The 18,232-nt window shown below is 73.6% G+C and carries 18 protein-coding genes; 6 read left to right on the top strand and 12 right to left on the bottom strand.

The window, feature by feature from the left end; genetic code table 11:
- Nucleotides 1-48: 48 nt before the first annotated feature.
- From APR03_RS02605 to APR03_RS02630, 6 genes are all read right to left on the bottom strand, one after another.
- Complete coding sequence (locus tag APR03_RS02605; RefSeq protein ID WP_253832431.1) at nucleotides 49-768, bottom strand: response regulator; 720 nt, start codon at nucleotides 766-768, stop codon at nucleotides 49-51.
- Nucleotides 765-3,293, bottom strand: a complete 2,529-nt coding sequence (locus tag APR03_RS02610; protein WP_253832433.1) for a DUF4118 domain-containing protein — start codon at nucleotides 3,291-3,293, stop codon at nucleotides 765-767. The genes APR03_RS02605 and APR03_RS02610 overlap by 4 nt, the downstream gene beginning before the upstream one ends.
- A 4-nt stretch (nucleotides 3,294-3,297) precedes the next feature.
- Nucleotides 3,298-3,924, bottom strand: a complete 627-nt coding sequence (gene kdpC, locus APR03_RS02615; RefSeq protein WP_253832435.1) for a potassium-transporting ATPase subunit KdpC — start codon at nucleotides 3,922-3,924, stop codon at nucleotides 3,298-3,300.
- A gap of 33 nt (nucleotides 3,925-3,957) precedes the next feature.
- On the bottom strand, nucleotides 3,958-6,132 hold the full coding sequence (gene kdpB, locus APR03_RS02620; protein WP_253832437.1) for a potassium-transporting ATPase subunit KdpB: 2,175 nt from the start codon (nucleotides 6,130-6,132) through the stop codon (nucleotides 3,958-3,960).
- Entirely contained in the window at nucleotides 6,129-7,796 is a 1,668-nt protein-coding gene (kdpA, locus tag APR03_RS02625) for a potassium-transporting ATPase subunit KdpA (RefSeq protein WP_372494738.1), read from the bottom strand. Before kdpA ends, kdpB begins: the two co-directional genes overlap by 4 nt.
- A gap of 386 nt (nucleotides 7,797-8,182) precedes the next feature.
- Nucleotides 8,183-8,566 (bottom strand): TFIIB-type zinc ribbon-containing protein, encoded by a 384-nt coding sequence (locus tag APR03_RS02630; RefSeq protein WP_253832439.1) that lies wholly within the window; start codon nucleotides 8,564-8,566, stop codon nucleotides 8,183-8,185.
- A 149-nt stretch (nucleotides 8,567-8,715) separates the two neighbouring features.
- On the opposite strand from APR03_RS02630, the gene APR03_RS02635 reads away from it, so the two are divergent.
- Nucleotides 8,716-9,099: a universal stress protein gene (locus APR03_RS02635; RefSeq protein ID WP_253832441.1), complete on the top strand. Its 384-nt coding sequence runs from the start codon at nucleotides 8,716-8,718 to the stop codon at nucleotides 9,097-9,099.
- On the opposite strand, the gene APR03_RS02640 is transcribed toward APR03_RS02635, so the two are convergent.
- On the bottom strand, nucleotides 9,090-10,058 hold the full coding sequence (locus APR03_RS02640; protein WP_253832443.1) for a ketopantoate reductase family protein: 969 nt from the start codon (nucleotides 10,056-10,058) through the stop codon (nucleotides 9,090-9,092). The genes APR03_RS02635 and APR03_RS02640 overlap by 10 nt on opposite strands.
- Before the next feature lie 56 nt (nucleotides 10,059-10,114).
- Here APR03_RS02640 and moaA point away from each other — a divergent pair, with 56 nt between their 5' ends.
- Entirely contained in the window at nucleotides 10,115-11,236 is a 1,122-nt protein-coding gene (gene moaA / locus APR03_RS02645; protein WP_253832445.1) for a GTP 3',8-cyclase MoaA, read from the top strand.
- Between the two features lie 5 nt (nucleotides 11,237-11,241).
- Here the strand turns inward: moaA and APR03_RS02650 are convergent, their stop codons facing one another.
- Together APR03_RS02650 and APR03_RS02655 are read right to left on the bottom strand one after the other, a co-directional pair.
- Complete coding sequence (locus APR03_RS02650; RefSeq protein WP_253832447.1) at nucleotides 11,242-11,661, bottom strand: molybdenum cofactor biosynthesis protein MoaE; 420 nt, start codon at nucleotides 11,659-11,661, stop codon at nucleotides 11,242-11,244.
- 38 nt (nucleotides 11,662-11,699) lie between these two features.
- On the bottom strand, nucleotides 11,700-12,956 hold the full coding sequence (locus APR03_RS02655) for a molybdopterin molybdotransferase MoeA (protein ID WP_253832449.1): 1,257 nt from the start codon (nucleotides 12,954-12,956) through the stop codon (nucleotides 11,700-11,702).
- 100 nt (nucleotides 12,957-13,056) lie between these two features.
- On the opposite strand from APR03_RS02655, the gene APR03_RS02660 reads away from it, so the two are divergent.
- Nucleotides 13,057-13,701, top strand: a complete 645-nt coding sequence (locus APR03_RS02660; RefSeq protein WP_253832451.1) for a hypothetical protein — start codon at nucleotides 13,057-13,059, stop codon at nucleotides 13,699-13,701.
- 25 nt (nucleotides 13,702-13,726) lie between these two features.
- Here the strand turns inward: APR03_RS02660 and APR03_RS02665 are convergent, their stop codons facing one another.
- Nucleotides 13,727-14,221, bottom strand: a complete 495-nt coding sequence (locus tag APR03_RS02665; protein ID WP_253832453.1) for a dsRBD fold-containing protein — start codon at nucleotides 14,219-14,221, stop codon at nucleotides 13,727-13,729.
- Nucleotides 14,222-14,392: 171 nt separating this feature from the next.
- Here APR03_RS02665 and APR03_RS02670 point away from each other — a divergent pair, with 171 nt between their 5' ends.
- Nucleotides 14,393-15,544, top strand: a complete 1,152-nt coding sequence (locus APR03_RS02670; RefSeq protein WP_253832455.1) for an XdhC family protein — start codon at nucleotides 14,393-14,395, stop codon at nucleotides 15,542-15,544.
- Between the two features lie 4 nt (nucleotides 15,545-15,548).
- Here APR03_RS02670 and APR03_RS02675 read toward each other — a convergent pair whose 3' ends face one another.
- Nucleotides 15,549-15,887, bottom strand: coding sequence for a HepT-like ribonuclease domain-containing protein (locus tag APR03_RS02675; protein ID WP_253832457.1), 339 nt, complete (start codon nucleotides 15,885-15,887; stop codon nucleotides 15,549-15,551).
- Complete coding sequence (locus APR03_RS02680) at nucleotides 15,884-16,195, bottom strand: nucleotidyltransferase family protein (RefSeq protein WP_253832459.1); 312 nt, start codon at nucleotides 16,193-16,195, stop codon at nucleotides 15,884-15,886. The genes APR03_RS02675 and APR03_RS02680 overlap by 4 nt, the downstream gene beginning before the upstream one ends.
- Before the next feature lie 294 nt (nucleotides 16,196-16,489).
- Between APR03_RS02680 and APR03_RS02685 the strand changes: the two genes are divergently transcribed.
- Together APR03_RS02685 and APR03_RS02690 are read left to right on the top strand one after the other, a co-directional pair.
- Nucleotides 16,490-17,491, top strand: coding sequence for a S66 family peptidase (locus APR03_RS02685; protein WP_253832460.1), 1,002 nt, complete (start codon nucleotides 16,490-16,492; stop codon nucleotides 17,489-17,491).
- A 92-nt stretch (nucleotides 17,492-17,583) separates the two neighbouring features.
- Complete coding sequence (locus APR03_RS02690; protein WP_253832462.1) at nucleotides 17,584-18,003, top strand: Hsp20/alpha crystallin family protein; 420 nt, start codon at nucleotides 17,584-17,586, stop codon at nucleotides 18,001-18,003.
- Nucleotides 18,004-18,232: the final 229 nt, after the last annotated feature.

Consider the following 18,232-nt stretch of genomic DNA (forward strand, 5'->3'; position numbering starts at 1 on the left):
AGGAAGAGGCCCTTTCCCGCACCGGGAAAGGGCCTCTTTCTCGTCCGCTCACTCCTCGAAACGATATCCCGCACCCGGGTGCGTGAGGATATGGCGCGGCTGTGACGGGTCCCGTTCCAGCTTTCGCCGCAGCTGCGCCGTGTACACGCGCAGATAGTTCGTCTCCGTCGAGTAGGCGGGCCCCCACACCTCGTGCAGCAGGCGCTTGCGGTCCACGAGCCGGCCGCGGTTGCGCACGAGCACCTCCAGCAGCGCCCACTCGGTGGGGCTCAGCCGTACCTCCCCACCGGCCCGGAACACCTGCCGCCGCGCCAGGTCGACACGCAGGTCGCCCGCGACGACCACGGGCTCCTCGGACTGCACCGGTGCGCCCCGGCGGACGGCGGCACGCAGGCGCGCGAGCAGCTCGTTCATCGCGAAGGGCTTGGTCACGTAGTCGTCGGCGCCGGCGTCGAGGGCGTCCACCTTGTCGTCGCCGAGCTGCCGGGCGGACAGCACGACGATCGGTACCCGCGTCCAGCCCCGGATCCCCGCGATCACATCGAGCCCCGGCATGTCCGGAAGCCCGAGGTCCAGGAGCACCACGTCGGGCCGGACCGCAGCCACGGCGTCCAGGGCGGCAGCCCCCGTGGGCGCGGCCGTCACGTCCCAGCCGTGGGCGCGCAGGTTGATGGCCAGGGCGCGGGCCAGCGCGGCGTCGTCGTCGACCACGAGGACGCGGTTGCCGGACGCCGCGCGGTCGGCCTCGTCTGTCACGGGGCCGGTCACGGGACCACCCCCTCGCGCGGAACGGTGAGCACCATGGTCAGCCCGCCTCCCGGGGTGTCCTCGGCAGCGATCCGAGCGCCGACGGCACCTGCCAGACCCGCCGCGACGGCGAGACCGAGGCCCAAGCCCTCGGCGCTCGTGTCGTCGAGCCGCTGGAACGGCTCGAACATGGCGGCCTTCCGGTCGTCGGGCACGCCCGGCCCGGTGTCCGCCACGCGCAGTTCCACCACGTCGCGTGCCGCGGACGCCGTGACCAGCACCTGCGCACCGGGCGGAGAGTGCCGGACGGCGTTGGAGACCACGTTGGCCACCACCCGCTCGAACAGGCCGGGGTCGGTGTGCACCAGCGGCAGGTCCTCCGGCACGTCGAGCACGAGGTCCCCCAGCCACGGCTCGACGGCGATCGGCACCACCTCCTCCAGCGATGCGGCGCGCAGCGCGGGCCGCAGAGCGCCGGTCTGGATGCGGGACAGGTCCAGGAGGTTGCCGATCAGGCGCTCCAGCCGCTGCGTCGAGCCGGCGATCGTAGCCGTCAGGACGTCCCGGTCCTCCTGGTCCAGCTCCACGTCCGGCGAGGCCAGGCCGTCCACGGCCGTGCGGATCGCCGCGAGCGGCGTGCGCAGGTCGTGCGAGACCGCGGCGAGCAACGCGGTGCGGGTGCTCTCGGTGCGCTCCAGCACCTCGGCCTGCGCGGCCTGCTCACGCAGCCGGCGCCGTTCCATGACGATCCCGGCCTGCGCGCCGAACGCCTCCACGACCTGCCGGTCGCTCGCGGGGAGAACGCGGCCGACGAGGACCAGCCGGTGCCGGTCGTCGATCGTCACCTCGGTCGCGGTCGCGGTCGCGTCCGCCGCGCCGCGCCCGGGGACCACGTCGGTGGCCCGCCGCTCGTGCGCCACGACCGACCAGGGCGCGCGGTCGTCGGCGCGCTCCTCCAGGCGCACGTCGGCCATGGCGAAGGTCTGGGCCAGACGCTGCACGACGGCCTGCGCCGTGTCCTGTCCCGAGAGCACCGCGCGGGACAGCGCGGCCAACGTGGATGCCTCGGCCCGCGCCCGGTAGGCCTGCGTGGTACGCCGGGCGGCCAGGTCCACCACCGAGGCCACGGCCACGGCGATCACCACGAACACCACGAGCGCGAGCACGTTCTCCGCCCCCGCGATGCTCAGCCGGCCCGTCGGTGCGGCGAAGAACCAGTTGAGGCACAGGTTGGACACGACGGCGGCCACGACGGCGGGCCACAGGCCGCCGATCATCGCGACCCCCACCACACCCGCGAGGAGCAGCATGGCGTCGGTCGCGAGCGCCACGTCGTCGGTGCCGGACGCCAGCAGCGCCGCCGTGAGCACGGCGGGGACGAACAGGGCCGACGTCCAGCCCGCGGCCCGTCGCCTCGGGGACAGCGACGAGTACCGCGACCGCACGCCCAGCCCCACCCGGGCCCGCTCGTGCGTCACCAGATGCACGTCGATCGCGCCGGAGAGCCGCGCGATCTCGGCGCTGGAGGAGCCCAGCAGCGCCTGCCGCCACACCGGGTGCCGGGACACACCCACGACGATCATGGTCGCGTTGACCCCGCGCGCGAAGTCCACGACGGCGGACGGCACGTCCTCCCCTACGACCGTGTGGAACACGCCGCCGAGCGACTCCACCAGCGCGCGGTGCGCGGCGATCGTGGCCGACGGCGTCGACGGCAGGCCGTCGGTGGGCAGCACGTGCACGGCCAGCAGCTCGGTGCCCGCCGCTCGCTGCGCGATGCGCGCGGCCCGGCGCAGCAGCGTCTCCGTCTCCGGGCCGCCCGTCACGGCGACGACGATCCGCTCCCGCGCGGGCCACGTGCCGCCGATCGCGTGGTCGGCGCGGTACCTGGTCAGGGCGTCGTCCACCCGGTCGGCCAGCCACAGCAGGGCGAGCTCACGCAGCGCCGTCAGGTTGCCGACCCGGAAGAACGACGACATCGAGGCGTCGATCTGCTCCGCCCGGTACACGTTGCCGTGCGCGAGCCGGCGCCGGAGCTGCTCGGGCGAGAGGTCCACGAGCTGGATCTGGTCGGCGTCGCGCACCACCTGGTCGGGCACCGTCTCGCGTTGGCGGACGCCGGTGATGGCCTCGACGTCGTCGGTCAGGGACGCGATGTGCTGCACGTTGACCGTGGTGACCACGTCGATCCCGGCGTCGAGCAGGTCGTGCACATCCTGCCAGCGCTTGGCGTGCCCGGAGCCGGGCGCGTTGGTGTGCGCCAGCTCGTCCACGAGCACGACCTCGGGCGCGCGCTCCAGCACCGCGGCGACGTCCAGCTCGGTCAACACGGACCCGCGGTACTCGGACCTCCGCCGCGGCACCATCTCCAGGTCGCCGATCTTGGCGACCGTCGCGGCACGGCCGTGCGTCTCGACCAGCCCGATCACGAGGTCGGTGCCGCGCGCCCGGCGGCGGTGCGCCTCGTCCAGCATGGCGTAGGTCTTGCCCACGCCAGGGGCCGCCCCCAGGTAGACGGTGAGGCGGCCCCGGCGTCCGGTGGTCATGGGTTCAGTGTGCGTCATCGAGCGCGAGGTTGAGCTCCAGCACGTCGACCCGCGGCTCGCCCAGCACGCCCAGGTCACGCCCGGCCGTGTGCGCCTCGACCGCGGCCTCGACGTCGGCCACCGGCAGGCCCCGCTCGCGCGCGACGCGGGCGACCTGGATCGCGGCGTACTCGGGGCTGATCTGCGGGTCCAGGCCCGAGCCGGACGACGTCACGGCGTCCGCCGGGACGTCGGCCGGGTCCACGCCCTCCAGCTCGGCGACGGCGTCCTTGCGCTCCTCGATCGCCGCCACCAGGTCGGGGTTGAGCGGGCCCAGGTTCGAGGCCGCCGAGGCGAGGGTGTCGTAGCCGTCGCCCGCCGCCGACGGCCGCGGGTGGAAGTACTGCGCGCCCTCGAATGCCTGCGCGACCAGTGTCGAGCCCACCGCCTCCGAGCGGTCGGTCGTGTGCGAACCGTCGGAGCGGACGAGCGAGCCGCTCGCCTGCCAGGGGAACGCCACCTGTCCCACCGCCGTCATCGCGAGGGGGTACGCCAGGCCCAGCAGCAGCGTGAAGACGAGGAGCATGCGCAGCCCCGCCAGCGTGTGCCGGGTCAGCGTCGCGAGGTCGCTCGCCACCGTGGTGCTTGCCATTCTGAAGTCCTTTCAGGATCCGATGCGCGCGGGCTACAGGCCCGGGATCAGCGAGACGACGAGGTCGATGAGCTTGATGCCGATGAACGGCGCGACCAGGCCGCCCAGGCCGTAGACCAGCAGGTTGCGCTGCAGCAGCGACGACGCCGAGGCCGGCCGGTACCTGACGCCCCGCAGCGACAGCGGGATCAGCGCCAGGATGATCAGCGCATTGAAGATGACGGCCGACAGGATGGCCGAGCCCGGGCTCGCCAGGCGCATGATGTTCAGCACCTCGAGCTGCGGGAACACCGTCATGAACATGGCGGGCAGGATCGCGAAGTACTTCGCGACGTCGTTCGCCACCGAGAACGTGGTCAGCGCACCGCGCGTGATCAGGAGCTGCTTGCCGATCTCCACGATCTCGATCAGCTTCGTGGGGTCCGAGTCCAGGTCCACCATGTTGCCCGCCTCCTTGGCGGCGGACGTGCCGGTGTTCATCGCCACGCCGACGTCGGACTGGGCCAGCGCCGGGGCGTCGTTCGTGCCGTCGCCGGCCATCGCGACGAGCTTGCCGCCCTCCTGCTCGCGCTTGATGAGCGCGAGCTTGTCCTCCGGGGTGGCCTCCGCCAGGACGTCGTCCACCCCCGCCTCCGCGGCGATGGCCTGCGCGGTCACGGCGTTGTCGCCGGTGACCATCACCGACCGGATGCTCATGGCGCGCAGCGCGTCGAACCGCTCGCGCATGCCCTCCTTGACCACGTCCTTGAGCCGGACGACGCCGAGGATGCGCGCCGGGTGCTCGCCGAGCTGCTCCCCCACGACCAGGGGGGTGCCACCCATCCGCGAGACCGCGTCGATGTGCGCGTCGAGCTCGGCCGTCTCGGCCTCGCTCAGGTACGTCCCGGTGCTCTGCGCCCAGCGCCGGATCGCACTGCCGGCACCCTTACGGATCCGGTGCATCTCGGTGTTCCCCGCCCCGCCGGCCTCGCTCGACCGGGTCAGCGGCAGGTCCACGCCCGACATCCGGGTCTGCGCCGTGAACGGCACCAGCGCCGCGTCCAGCGGCAGCTCTTCCGCTGTCCCGTACGTGCCGTCGACGAGCTCGACGATGCTGCGCCCCTCCGGTGTCTCGTCCGCCAGCGACGCGAGCCTGGCCGACTCGGCCAGCTCACGCGGCGTCACCTCCGTCACCGGCAGCACCTCGGTGGCCCTTCGGTTGCCGTACGTGATGGTGCCCGTCTTGTCGAGCAGCAGCACGTCCACGTCGCCCGCCGCCTCCACCGCGCGACCCGACATCGCCAGCACGTTGCGCTGCACCAGCCGGTCCATGCCCGCGATGCCGATGGCGCTCAGCAGCGCGCCGATCGTCGTCGGGATGAGGCAGACCAGGAGTGCGACGAGCACGAGCAGGTCCTGCCGGGCCCCGGAGTAGATCGCGAACGGCTGCAGCGTGGCCACCGCCAGCAGGAACACGACGGTCAGCGACGTCAGCAGGATGTTCAGCGCGATCTCGTTCGGCGTCTTCTGGCGCTCGCTGCCCTCGACCAGGGCGATCATCCGGTCCACGAACGTGGCCCCGGCGGGCGCCGTGATGCGCACGACGACCTGGTCCGAGAGCACCACGGTGCCGCCGGTGACGGCGCTGCGGTCGCCGCCGGACTCGCGGATGACGGGGGCCGACTCGCCGGTGACGGCCGACTCGTCGATGGACGCGACGCCCTCGATGACGTCGCCGTCACCCGGGACGGTCTCGCCTGCGGCGACCACGACGACGTCGCCCACCTGCAGCGTCGAGGACGGCACCTCGACGGTGGGCAGCCGGTCGAGCCGTGTGCCCGAGGTCAGGGTGTCCTGAGGGGCGTCGACCTTGCGCGCCGTCGTCTGCTTCTGCGTGGCGCGCAGGGTCGAGGCCTGGGCCTTGCCCCGCGACTCGGCCACGGACTCGGCCAGCGTCGCGAAGAGGACCGTTGCCCACAGCCAGACCGCGATCCACCAGGCGAACACGCCCGGCTCGACGATCGCGAGCACCGTGGTGACCACGGCGCCCACCTCGACCACGAACATGACCGGCGAGGTGTACAGCACGCGCGGGTCGAGCTTGCGCAGCGCGCCTGGGAGGGCGGACCGCAGCTGCGCCCGGGTCAGGGCGCGTGGGGCGGGCCGCGCGCCGCCGGGCGCGGGTTCCCGGGTGGGCGTGTCCGGGACGTTCCGGGTGTCGATGGTCATGACAGGGACTCCACAACGGGACCGAGGGACAGGACGGGGATGAAGGTGAGACCCACGACGATGATTGCCACGGTCGCCAGCAGGCCCGCGAACAGCGGGCGGTGCGTGGGCAGGGTGCCCGAGGTCGCAGGCACGACCGCCTGGCGCGCCAGGCAGCCGGCAAGGGCCAGCACCAGTGCGATCGGAACGAACCGGCCGGCCAGCATCGCGATGCCCTGCGTCACCTCGTAGAACGGGGTGCCGCTGGTGAGGCCGCCGAACGCGGAGCCGTTGTTGTTGGCTGCCGAGGCGTAGGCATAGAGCACCTCGGACAGGCCGTGCGGACCCGACTCCTGGAGGCCGGCCAGGCCGGGCCGAGCCACAACGGCGGCCGCCGTGCCCACCAGGACCAGCGCGGGGGTCGTCAGCACGTAGAGCGCGACGAGCGTCATCTCGCGGCGACCGATCTTCTTGCCCAGGTACTCCGGCGTGCGCCCGACCATGAGCCCGGCGATGAACACCGCGACCACGGCCAGCACGAGCATGCCGTACAGGCCCGCGCCCACGCCGCCCGGGGCGACCTCACCCAGCAGCATGTTGAACAGCACCAGGCCGCCGCCGGGAGCGGTGAGCGAGTCGTGCGACGCGTTCACCGCGCCGGTCGACGTCGCCGTGGTCGCCACCGCGAACAACGCACTGCCCGCGAGCCCGAACCTGGTCTCCTTGCCCTCCATGGCGGCGCCCGCCGCCTGGGGCGCGGCCCCGGGGCCTGCCATCTCGGCCCAGGTGGTCAGCGCGAGCGAGGCCGTGAACAGGCCGGCCGTGACCCCGAGGACCGCCCAGCCCTGCCGCTTGTCACCGACCAGGATGCCGAACGTGCGGGGCAGGGTGAACGGGACGAGCAGGAGCAGGAAGATCTCGACCAGGTTGGTGAACGGCGTCGGGTTCTCCAGCGGGTGGCCGGAGTTCGCGTTGAAGAACCCGCCACCGTTGGTGCCCAGCTCCTTGATCGCCTCCTGCGACGCGACCGGGCCGCCCAGCGACTGCTGGGTGGCGCCCTCGACCGTGGTCAGTGCGGTGTGCGGGTCCAGGTTCTGGATCACACCGCCCGCCATGAGCAGCACGGCGGCCACCAGCGACAGGGGCAGCAGGATGCGGGTCACGCCGCGGGTCAGGTCGGACCAGAAGTTGCCGATGCGGGCGTCCGTCCCGGAGCGGGCGAAGCCGCGCACCAGGGCGATCGCGGCCGCCATGCCCACGGAGGCGGAGACGAAGTTCTGCACGGCCAGGCCGGCCATCTGCACCAGGTGTCCGGCGGCGGCCTCACCCGAGTACCACTGCCAGTTGGTGTTGGTGGTGAAGCTGACCGCGGTGTTCCACGCGCCCGCCGGGTCGAACCCGGTGAAGCCGAGGTTCCAGGGCAGGTGCTGCTGCAGCCGCAGCATGCCGTACAGGACCAGGACGGAGACCAGCGAGAAGCCGAGCAGGGACATCAGGTAGGTGGTCCAGCGCTGCTCGGCGTCCGGGTCCACGCGGACGACGCGGTACCAGAGTCGCTCGGCACGCAGGTGCCGCGGGCTGGAGTAGACCCGCGCCATGTAGGCGCCCAGCGGTGCGTGGACGGCGGCGAGCAGGGCGACCAGGACGAGCGCCTGCGCCACCGCGGCGAGAACCGGTGTGCTCACGGCGGTCACCGCGTCCGGTCGCCGCGGACGAGCGCGACGAAGAGGTAGGCGAGGCCGGCGAGGGTGAGGACCAGCCCCACCGCGTCCACGGGGTTCACCGCTGCCTCCCCGAGGGGCGGGCGGAGTCGTCGTTCGCGGAGGCGCGGCGCGCCACGAGGGCCACCGTGGCGAAGAACGCCACGGTCAGGAGGATGAGAACCAGATCGGTCATGCGTCCGGTCTACTCCGCCGCCACCGGGGCAGAACCGCTCGTTGACGCAACGCTGACGCGGGAGCCGGTGCCGTTGACACCTCTCTGACGCCTGGCCCGCCTCCGAGAACGACCTGAGGTACCGATCCAGGGCCGGATCAGTACCTCAGGTCGTTCTCGAAGCGGACCTTTCCGGTCAGAAGTCGAAGAGGTCCTCCAGGAAGGACTCCTTGCGCTTCTTCTTGTAGCGGCGGTCGCCGTACTCGTACCGCCGGTCGTCGCCGTAGCGCCGGTCGCCGTCGTAGCGGCGGTCGTCGTCCCGGCGGCGGTCGTCGTACCGCGGGTCGTACGCGGGCTGGGGCGATCCGTACGCCGGCCCCGCCTGCACGGGGTTGGGCGCGGGGGCCGACGGCGTCGCCGGCCGGTTCTCGGCGGCGATCTCGGTCTCCACCGAACGGTCGATGACCTTGTCGAGCTCACCGCGGTCGAGCCACACGCCACGGCACGTGGGGCAGTAGTCGATCTCGATCCCCTTGCGCTCGGACATGACGAGCGTGGTCTGGTCGATGGGGCACAGCATCGGATATCTCCTCGCGGTCGCGTGGTCTACCCGTGTCCCAACGCGCGAGGCGGGGCGCAGGTTCCGACGCCTGCCAGTGACCCGGACATGTGAGAGAGTTTCACCGCAGGGTGACTACCCGGCGAACCTGTCCGGAGGTGCTAGGACCGATGACCGTCCTCGTGGCATACAACGAGTCGCCCCAGGGTGAGGCCGCCATGCGCGCCGCCGTCGCGGAGGCGGCGCGCCGCAAGCAGGAGCTGGCCGTGCTCGTGCTCACGCCGCAGGAGGACACCACGGTGCCCGCGTCGCTCGCCCACCTGCTCGACGCCGTGCCGAGCACGGTCGCCGTCGCGCCGATCGCCTTCCGCGCCCAGCAGACCGAGGTCGCCGACGCGATCCTGGACCGCGCCGAGGCGGTCTCCGCGGACCTCGTCGTGATCGGCTCCCGCAAGCACTCGACCGTGGGCACGTTCCTGGTCGGGTCGACGACGCAGCAGGTGCTGCTCGACTCCCCCGCCCCCGTGCTGGTGGTCAAGGCCAGCTACGCCTGAGCGCCCGCAGCGCTGCCTGCGGAGCTCGACGCGGCGCGCGCCGCGATCCGCCCGACGACGTCGTCGAGCACCGGCGTCGCGATCCCGTGGCGTGCGGCCCGGCGCCGCACCGCCCCGCCGATGGCGTCGAGCTCGCCCTCCCGGCCGGCCTCGATGTCCGCCTGGAGCGAGGAGCGCATCGCGGGCGGGAAGCCGCCGAGGATGCCCCGCAGGTCGTCGCCCGTGGTCGGCACGCCCTCGGCGGTCGCGGTCGCGGCGATCTCGTCCAGCAGGCCCGCGGTCAGCGCGGGGTCGCGGGTCAGCGCCTCGCCGATGCCGGTAGCCCACGTGGAGGTCAGCAGCGCGAGCGGGGCGAGGAACCGCAGCTTCTTCCACAGCACCTCGGCCTCGGTGCCGCCGGTGAGCACCTCGATCGGCGTGTCGCGCAGCGCCGCGACGACGCCGAGCTCCGCGGCGTCGTCCGGAACGACCGTCCGCAGGAGCGTGCCGCGGTGGCGCACGAGTGCCGGCCCGGGGCCGTCGGCGCCCGTGCGCAGCGTCTCGCCCGCGATGGTGGCGCCGACCACCTCGACCCCGGGCAGCGCGGTCCGCAGCGTGTCCACGTGGTCCAGGCCGTTGAGCAGGGACAGCACCTCCGCGGGCGCGGCGGGTCCGAGCAGGCGGGCGGCGTCGGCCACGCCCTCGGCCTTGACCGCCACGACCACCCGGGCGCCGTGCGGCACCTCGGTGACCGCCGGGAGCGCGGCGTGCCAGGCGCCGAACTCGTCGGTGGTGACGTCCAGGCCGTGCTCCGCGACGTGGCGGGCGGTCCGCTCCCGGGCCACCACGACGACGTCGTGCCCGGCGCGCTGGAGCATCGCGGCCACGAGGCCGCCGATGGCTCCCGGGCCGACGACTGCGATCGGCTCCTGGGTCGCGGGCTGGTCGGTCGAGGTCACGTCGTTGGCCGCATCACGCATGGCCACATCGTAGGCACGCGCCGGGATCGGTCCGTGCACTGGTCTACTCTCGACGCATGGCCGCAGTCACGCTCGGTATCCCGTCGGTGCGGGGCGTGCCCCGGCGCGCAGCCACCCCCGCGGGCAGGCCGCGTCCCGACACCCCGCTGCTGGTCGACCGCTACGGCCGCGTGGCGCGCGACCTGCGGGTCTCGATCACCACGGCGTGCTCGCTGCGCTGCACGTACTGCATGCCTGCCGAGGGCCTGCCGCTGGTGCCGCGCGACGAGCTGATGACGCCCGAGGAGATCGGCCGGCTGGTCGGCATCGGCGTGCGCGACCTGGGCCTGCGCGACATCCGGTTCACGGGCGGCGAGCCGCTCATGCGCCGCGACCTGGAGCAGATCATCGGGGCCGCCCGCACCGCGGCGGACGAGGGCATCGCCGCGGCCGGCGCGACCGGCGAGCGCGTGCGGATCGCCATGACCTCGAACGCGCTCGGCCTCGACAAGCGCGTGGACGCCCTGGTCGCCGCCGGGCTGGACCGCGTCAACGTCTCGCTCGACACGGTGGACCGGCAGGCGTTCGCCACCCTGACCCGGCGCGACCGGCTGGACGACGTGCTCACGGGCATCCGCGCCGCCCTCGCCGCGGGCCTCGCACCCGTCAAGATCAACGCCGTGCTGCTGCCGGAGACCCTGGCGGGCGCCGCCGACCTGCTCGCCTGGGCGGTCGAGCACGACTGCCGGCTGCGGTTCATCGAGGAGATGCCGCTCGACGCCGACGGGCAGTGGACCCGGGGCGATGTCGTGAGCGCCGCCGACCTGCTCGACGTGCTGGGCCGGCGCTTCACGCTCACCCCGGCCGGCCGCGAGGACCCGTCGGCCCCGGCCGAGGAGTGGCTGGTCGACGGCGGCCCGGCGACCGTGGGCGTGATCGCGTCGGTGACGCGGTCGTTCTGCGGTGCCTGCGACCGCACCCGGCTGACCGCCGAGGGCACGGTCCGGTCCTGCCTGTTCGGCAACGAGGAGACCGACCTCAAGTCGCTGCTCCGGGCGGGTGCCACGGACGAGGAGGTCAGCGATGCCTGGCGGGCCGCGATGTGGGCCAAGCCGCGTGCGCACGGCAGCGACGCTCCCGACCTCGCGGCCGACGCCTTCGCCGACACGGTGCGCAGCATGGGGGCCATCGGCGGCTGACCGCGTCAGAGACCGACCCACTCGGACTCGCCGTCCGTGAACCGCTGCTTCTTCCAGATGGGCACCTCGGCCTTGATCCGCTCGACGAGCAGCGAGCAGGCCTCGAACGCCTCCTTGCGATGCCCCGCGGACGCGGACGCCACCAGGGCGACGTCGCCGATCTCCAGGTGGCCGTACCGGTGCACAGCGGCCACGCGCAGCCCGGTCTCCGCGGACACGGCCGCGCACACGTCGCGCAGCACCGTGGTCGCGTCGGGGTGCGCCTCGTAGTCCAGGCTCGTGACGTCGCGGCCGCCGTCCTCGTCGCGCACCACCCCGCGGAACGTGACCACCGCGCCGCACTCCGGGGCGGCCACGGCCGCCTCGACGGCCCGCCCGACGGCGTCGTCGAGCACCTCCGGCGTCACCCGCACCACTGCGTCCACGACTGCTCCCTCGTTCTCGTGCTCTCGTCCGCGCCGCGTCACAGCGGCCAGACGGCCACCTCGGCACCGGGTTCGAGCGTAGTCGTAGCGGCCGGGACGTCGATCAGCACGTCCGCCGCCGCCATCGACGCGACCAGGTGCGACCCCGGCCCGCCGACGACCGCGACACGGGGCGTTCCCGCGACGGCGTCGTCACGCACCCACCGCCCGCGCAGGAGCTGGCGTCTCCCGGGCGGCGAGGCGACGGCGCCGTCGAGCACCGCGGTGACCCGGTCGACCGGCGGGAGGCCGCCCGCCCGGCGCAGCAGGTCGCGCAGGAAGACGACGAACGAGACCTGGGCGCTCACCGGGTTGCCCGGGAAGGCCAGCACGGGCCGGCCGCCCACCTGCCCCAGGCCCTGCGGTCCGCCGGGCTGCATCGCCACCGACCGGAACGTCACCTCCGGCAGCGCGTCCTTGACCACCTCGTACGCGCCCTGGCTGACGCCGCCGGTGGTGAGCACGAGGTCGCACAGCGCGGCCGCGCGCTCCAGGGCGACGCGCACGACCTCCGGGTCGTCGGGCACGCTCACCCGCAGGCCGACCCGGCCGCCCGCCGCCCGCACGGCCGCCTCCAGCGCCGGACCGTTGGCGTCCCAGACCTGACCCGGGCCGGGCTCGCCGTCCGGCGGGACGAGCTCGCTGCCTGTGGACACGACGGCTACCGAGACCGGCACGAGCACGGGCAGCCGGGTGATGCCGCAGGCCGCGGCCGCGGCCACGTGGTGCGGGGCGAGCACCGTGCCGGCCCGCAGCACCACGTCGCCGGCCGCGACGTCCGACCCGGGCTCCCGGACGTACTCGCCCGCGGTGCGCGGCCGGACCACGGCGACGGTCCCGCCCCCGGAGGTGTCCGCCGACCCGTTGAAGGTCAGGTGGTCGGTGTCCTCCACCGGGACCACGGCGTCGGCGCCGGCCGGCAGCGGGGCGCCCGTCATGATGCGGACGGCGGTGCCCGGTTCCAGCGGGGCCGGCTCGCCCGGGGCGGCCGCGACGTCGCCCGCCACGGGCAGGGTCACGGGGACGCCCGGGGCGGCCGGAGCGACGTCCGCGGCCCGCACCGCGAACCCGTCCATCTGGGAGTTGCGGAAGCGGGGCAGCGCGCCGGGCGCGGTGACGTCCCGCGCCAGCACCCGCCCGAGCACGTCCTGGTGCAGCGGCACCACCTCCTGCGGACGGTCCGCGAGCGGTGCCAGGAGCTCCGCCACGTCGGCCCGGTGCTGTTCCACGTCCACCCGGTCCCCGTGATCAGCCATGCCAGCAACCTATCCCGGCGCGCGGCCGGACCTGCACCGGACGTGTGACGGCCGGCGAGGCAGGGGTGCGAGACAGGGGTGAGGGACGCAAGAATCGACCATGCACATCCATGCGCTGAGCAACAACGGGACCACCCCCGACGGCGTCCTCGTGCGCCGGGACGCGAACACCCCGCACGGGCTGCGGGTGCTCGACTCCGTGCTCGCCATGCGCCCGACCCCCGACGTGGTCCTGCGAGCCCGGCAGCGCGTGGAGTACGAGGGCGACGTGCGGCGCTGGGTGCGGTACTCGCTCCAGCGGGAACCGGGCGGGGTGGACGTCACGTTCGACCGTGCCGACCTGCCGCCCGGCGTCGGCGACGGTGTGCCGTCGTTCGCGCGCTACCTCCTGGTGCTGGAGCTGGCCACGGTCGGCGCGTGGGTGGAGTACACGCAGCTCGACGACGCGGACCCGGCCCGCACCCAGCACGCCCTGCTGGTGCGTACCGACACCCAGCCGCTCGTGCTGCCGGACGGCGTGTCGACGTCGGCCATGCGCATCGACCAGCTTCTGGACGGCGAGCCCGCCAACTCGTTCTGGTGCGACAGCTTCGGGGTGGTGCAGGCCGACTACATCGAGCGGTTCCCCGACGGAACGCAGGTCTCGGGCATCTCGTGGCGCACCACGTGGGAGGGCATCGAGCCGTGGCTCGACGCCGAGGTGCGGGGCGCGCTGGACGCCTCGGGGATCCTCACCCAGACCTGACCGGGCGCCGGCGGGCTGCCTGGCGCTACCGGTGCAGGTGCGCCTTGTGCCCGACGGCCGCCGAGACGTCACCCTCGGCCACCGTGAGCAGGCGGTCGGCGAGCCTCCGCAGGGCGCGGCCGGCCGCGATCTCGTCGCCGATCAGAGGCACCTCGGGATCGCCGGGCGCCCTGCGCGCGTGCCCGACGGCGCGCAGCGACTCCGGCGGGCCGTTCATCACCATCGCCTCCGCCGTGGTGCTGCCGCCCGACTCGACCACGGTGATGCGCACGTCCCAGGTCAGGGCGCGGCCCTGCCGGGCGCCCTCCGCGCCACCTGCGGTGCCTGCCGGGCCTGCGTCGGTGTCGACGTACGTGTCGGCGCCCGGGTAGACCAGCGTCTCCTCACCCGTATCCGACCACCGGACCCGGTACGGCGGCGAGCCGTCCTCGTGGGGGCACTCGGTCACCACACCGTCGCGCACCGCGCCGCCGACCACTCCCGAGGCCGTCACTATCCGGTCGCCCACTGCTGCCTTCATGGGGTGCCTCCTCGCGTCGTTGCGGTTCTCCCATCATCGCCCCGATCCGGCCGGCGCGCGGCGTGATGCCGCGGTCACCTGCCCGACGCCGCGCCGTGACACGCGCGTGAGACGCTGACAGGGCCGGGACCTGCCCGACGTGCCCGGCGCGGTCGACGAGAGGGGCGGCACATGCGGGACCTGCTGCCGCGGCTGCTGGGCTGGTGGCGCGCGGGCGAGCGCGCGGCCGTCGCCACCGTGGTGCACACCGTCCGGTCGGCGCCGCGCGAGCCGGGCGCCGCGATGGCAGTGGGCCCGGGCGGCGAGGTGCTCGGCTCGGTGTCGGGCGGGTGCGTCGAGGGCGCCGTGTACGACGTGTGCCTGGAGGTCGCCGAGAGCGGCCGCCCCGTGCTCGCCCGCTACGGCGTGGCCGCCGATGCGGCGTTCGATGCTTCCTTCGATGTCGGCCTGACCTGCGGCGGCACCGTGGAGGTCTTCGTCGCACCCCTCTCACGGACGGCATGGCCGGGCTTCGACACGTTCGTCGCCCGCGTAGCCGACGGCGGGCCCGGAGTCTGCCTCGCGACGGTCCTCGCGGCGCCCGAGGGCGGTCGCGTCACGCCCGGCCGGCGGCTGGTCGTCGGGCGCGCGGCGGACGGCAGCGGGGCGGGCGGCACCCTCGGCGACCCCGGCCTGGACGCCGCGGTGGCCGCGGACGCCGTCGGCCAGGTCGGCGCCGGAGCGAGCGCCGTGCGGGAGTACGGGCCGCGCGGCGAGCGCACCGGAACCGGTACCCAGGTGTTCCTCCAGGCCTTCGCGCCGCGCCCCCGTCTGCTCGTGTTCGGCGCCGTCGAGCTCGCGGCCGCGCTGGCGCGGGCCGGACACCTGCTGGGCTACCGCGTGACGGTGTGCGACGCCCGCCCCGTCTTCACGACGGCCGACCGCTTCCCGGACGCCGACGAGGTGGTCGTGGACTGGCCCCACCGGTATCTCGAGGCCCAGATCGCGGCGGGCCGGGTCTCCGCGCGCGACGCCGTCTGCGTGCTCACCCACGATCCCAAGTTCGACGTGCCCGTGCTGCGCACCGCCCTCACCGGCCTGCCGACCGGCACGTACGTGGGCGCGATGGGCTCGCGACGTACGCATGCCGAACGGACCGCCCGCCTGACCGAGCACGGCGTGCCGCCCGCTGCACTGGCCCGCCTGCGCAGCCCCATCGGCCTGGACCTGGGCGCGCGCACCCCGGACGAGACCGCCGTCTCGATCGCGGCCGAGATCCTGGCGGCCCGCTCGGCCGCCTCGGCCCGCCCGCTTCGCGACACGAGCGGTCCGATCCACGGCTGATACGTCACCGCGAGTCCGCACCGGGCTGGAGGAGCCCCCGCAGCGCGCCCTCGTACTCCACCAGATCTTTCTCGACCGTGCTTCGTATCAGCTGCGGATCGATGTACTCGTAGGCATGCGCGATGCGATTACGGGTGGACCAGATCGCTTTCCACGTGGACCCGAACGCTCGTTCTCGAGCCTCCTCGCTCAGCTTCGCAGCCACCTCGATCGAGGCACCCAGCCGGAGGCAGACCGCGTCGAACAGCACGGGGTCGTCCAGGTCACCCCGCACGAGGTACGACTTGAGGACGTCGAGGTGGTTCAGCGCCGACTCGACATGCCTCTCATCCTTCTCGTTCACAGCGGGATCGCCTCGACCGTGGCCGCGACGTTCTCGCGCAGGGCGCGCGCGATCACCACGTCCACCTCGCGGCCCAGCACCTCCTCGAGCTCAGCCTCCAGGGCACCGAGGGCGAACATCCCGACCCCGGGGTCGAGGTCGACCAGCAGGTCGACGTCCGACTCCTCGGTGTCCTCGCCGCGTGCCACGGAGCCGAAGACGCGAACGTTGCGCGCGCCGTGACGCGCTGCGATCTCGATGACCTCGTCGCGTTGTTCCCGAAGCAGCAGCGTGAGCAACGGGACGTGGTCGTGCTCGCGGCCCTCCACGTCCGTCGTGGTTTCGATCCGCAGCAGACGTGCGACCTCGGGCTGACTCCGGCCGAGCGCAGCCCCGATCCTGCGTTGACTCCATCCCAGGTCTCTCGCCTGGTGCGCCGCGACCACCAGCTCACGAGTCGCGGCCGCCCTGAGCTCACCCGCGTGACGACTCGTCCGCTGCAAGTGGTCCGCGAACGCCCGCTCGACCGCTGACACACCATCCGCCCCTGGACCCATACCGAACCACCTCCTGATAGCAGATGCTATCAGGAGGAGCGCCGGCACACCGCCTAGGGTGTCCGCATGTCAGCGCAGCCCGAGACCGTCCTGCCCCCGAAGCTCCGCGCCGGCGACACCCTGCGGGTCGTGGCCCCCGCCAGGTCGCGGGCCATGATCATGGAGCACGACAACACCCGCTGGATCGACGAGCGGTTCGCCGCCATGGGACTCGCGCTGACGTTCGGCGAGCACGTCGACGAGGACGACCAGTTCCGCAGCGGCTCGATCGAGCACCGGGTGGCCGACCTGCACGCCGCCTTCGCCGACCCCTCCGTGGCCGGCATCCTCACGGTCATCGGCGGGTACAACAGCAACGAGCTGCTCCCGTACCTGGACTTCGACCTGATCGCGGCCCACCCGAAGGTCTTCTGCGGCTACTCGGACATCTCCGCGCTGCAGAACGCGATCCTCGCCCGCACCGGCCTGGTCACCTACTCGGGTCCGCACTGGTCCAGCTGGGGCATGCGCGACCACTTCGAGCCCACCGGGGACTGGTTCCGCGCGGCGGTCATGGACGACGCCCCCATCGCCGTCCAACCCGCGGCGGAGTGGACCGACGACCTGTGGTTCGCCGACCAGGACGCCCGCACCCCGGTGCCCAACGAGGGCTGGTGGCCGCTGCGGCCGGGCCGGGCCTCGGGCCGGGTCGTGGGCGGCAACCTGGCGACGCTCTCGCTGCTGCAGGGCACGCCGTACATGCCGTCGCTGGAGGGCGCCCTGCTGTTCCTGGAGGACGACTTCGAGTCGGACGCGACGCACGTCGCGCGGCGCCTCACCTCGCTGCTCCAGCTGCCGGGCGCCGACGGCGTCACCGGGCTGGTCGTCGGGCGCTTCCAGGCGAGCTCCGGCATCACTCGGGCGGCCCTCGACGAGATCGTCGCGCGACAGCCCGCGCTGCGCGGCAAGCCCGTGCTGGCCGGCGTCGACCTCGGGCATACGAGCCCGCTGCTCACCGTCCCGATCGGCGGCACGGCGACGCTGGCGGTCGAGAGCGACGCAGCGAACCTCACGATCACCCGGCACTGACACGGGGCGACGTCCGCCGTCGGCGAACCCGGAAATTGAGTCGGGTCGACTCAGGTTGTACCGGTCATCAGACCCGCCCGGAGGAGGACACCATGACCACAGTTCTGACCCGCACCCCGTTCGCCCACACCTGGCTCCGCGACCCGTGGAGTACGCAGTCCGGCGCCACCGAGGGCCTCGTGCCCGCGGCCGACGTCTACCGTGAGGGCGAGGACCTCGTCGCCCGCCTCGACCTGCCGGGCATCGACCCGGCCGACGACATCACCGTCGAGGTCGAGGGCCGCAGGCTCGTCGTGCGCGGCGAGCGCAAGGACCAGCGCTCGGAGGAGTCGGAGGGCCGCCGCATCTCGGAGGTCCGGTTCGGCTCGTTCCGCCGCACGGTCACGCTCCCTCAGGCCGTGGACGGCGACGCCGTCCGCGCGTCCTACGACGCGGGCGTCCTGACGGTCACCGTGCCGGGCGTGTTCGCCGGCACGACGCCGCGGCGCATCGAGGTCACCACCGCCGCCTGACCCGCTCAGGCAGCCTCCACCGACGGCGCCCGACCGCTCCCCGCGGCCGGGCGCCGTCGTCGTGTACGGGTCCTTTTCACCCGCCGGGGCGCGACGCGCCGTGGACGCCGTCGGGGAAAACCCGTATCCGCCTGCCGGTCCGTTGTGCGCCGCGGAACCGCGCCAAATACTTCTCGTGAGTACTGCGTCGTCACCTCTCACGCAGCGCCCGTAACCACCCGGTGCACGT

Source organism: Promicromonospora thailandica, from assembly GCF_024171955.1.
Lineage (GTDB): Bacteria > Actinomycetota > Actinomycetes > Actinomycetales > Cellulomonadaceae > Promicromonospora > Promicromonospora thailandica.

Excerpts from the sequence above, each read along its gene's own strand:
- APR03_RS02660 (WP_253832451.1), top strand. The coding sequence starts at position 13,057 with ATGCACATCCATGCGCTGAGCAACAACGGGACCACCCCCGACGGCGTC.
- APR03_RS02655 (WP_253832449.1), bottom strand. The coding sequence starts at position 12,956 with ATGGCTGATCACGGGGACCGGGTGGACGTGGAACAGCACCGGGCCGAC.
- APR03_RS02610 (WP_253832433.1), bottom strand. The coding sequence starts at position 3,293 with ATGACCACCGGACGCCGGGGCCGCCTCACCGTCTACCTGGGGGCGGCC.
- kdpB (WP_253832437.1), bottom strand. The coding sequence starts at position 6,132 with ATGACCATCGACACCCGGAACGTCCCGGACACGCCCACCCGGGAACCC.
- APR03_RS02640 (WP_253832443.1), bottom strand. The coding sequence starts at position 10,058 with ATGCGTGATGCGGCCAACGACGTGACCTCGACCGACCAGCCCGCGACC.
- moaA (WP_253832445.1), top strand. The coding sequence starts at position 10,115 with ATGGCCGCAGTCACGCTCGGTATCCCGTCGGTGCGGGGCGTGCCCCGG.
- APR03_RS02690 (WP_253832462.1), top strand. The coding sequence starts at position 17,584 with ATGACCACAGTTCTGACCCGCACCCCGTTCGCCCACACCTGGCTCCGC.
- APR03_RS02630 (WP_253832439.1), bottom strand. The coding sequence starts at position 8,566 with ATGCTGTGCCCCATCGACCAGACCACGCTCGTCATGTCCGAGCGCAAG.
- APR03_RS02665 (WP_253832453.1), bottom strand. The coding sequence starts at position 14,221 with ATGAAGGCAGCAGTGGGCGACCGGATAGTGACGGCCTCGGGAGTGGTC.
- APR03_RS02635 (WP_253832441.1), top strand. The coding sequence starts at position 8,716 with ATGACCGTCCTCGTGGCATACAACGAGTCGCCCCAGGGTGAGGCCGCC.
- APR03_RS02685 (WP_253832460.1), top strand. The coding sequence starts at position 16,490 with ATGTCAGCGCAGCCCGAGACCGTCCTGCCCCCGAAGCTCCGCGCCGGC.
- kdpC (WP_253832435.1), bottom strand. The coding sequence starts at position 3,924 with ATGGCAAGCACCACGGTGGCGAGCGACCTCGCGACGCTGACCCGGCAC.
- APR03_RS02670 (WP_253832455.1), top strand. The coding sequence starts at position 14,393 with ATGCGGGACCTGCTGCCGCGGCTGCTGGGCTGGTGGCGCGCGGGCGAG.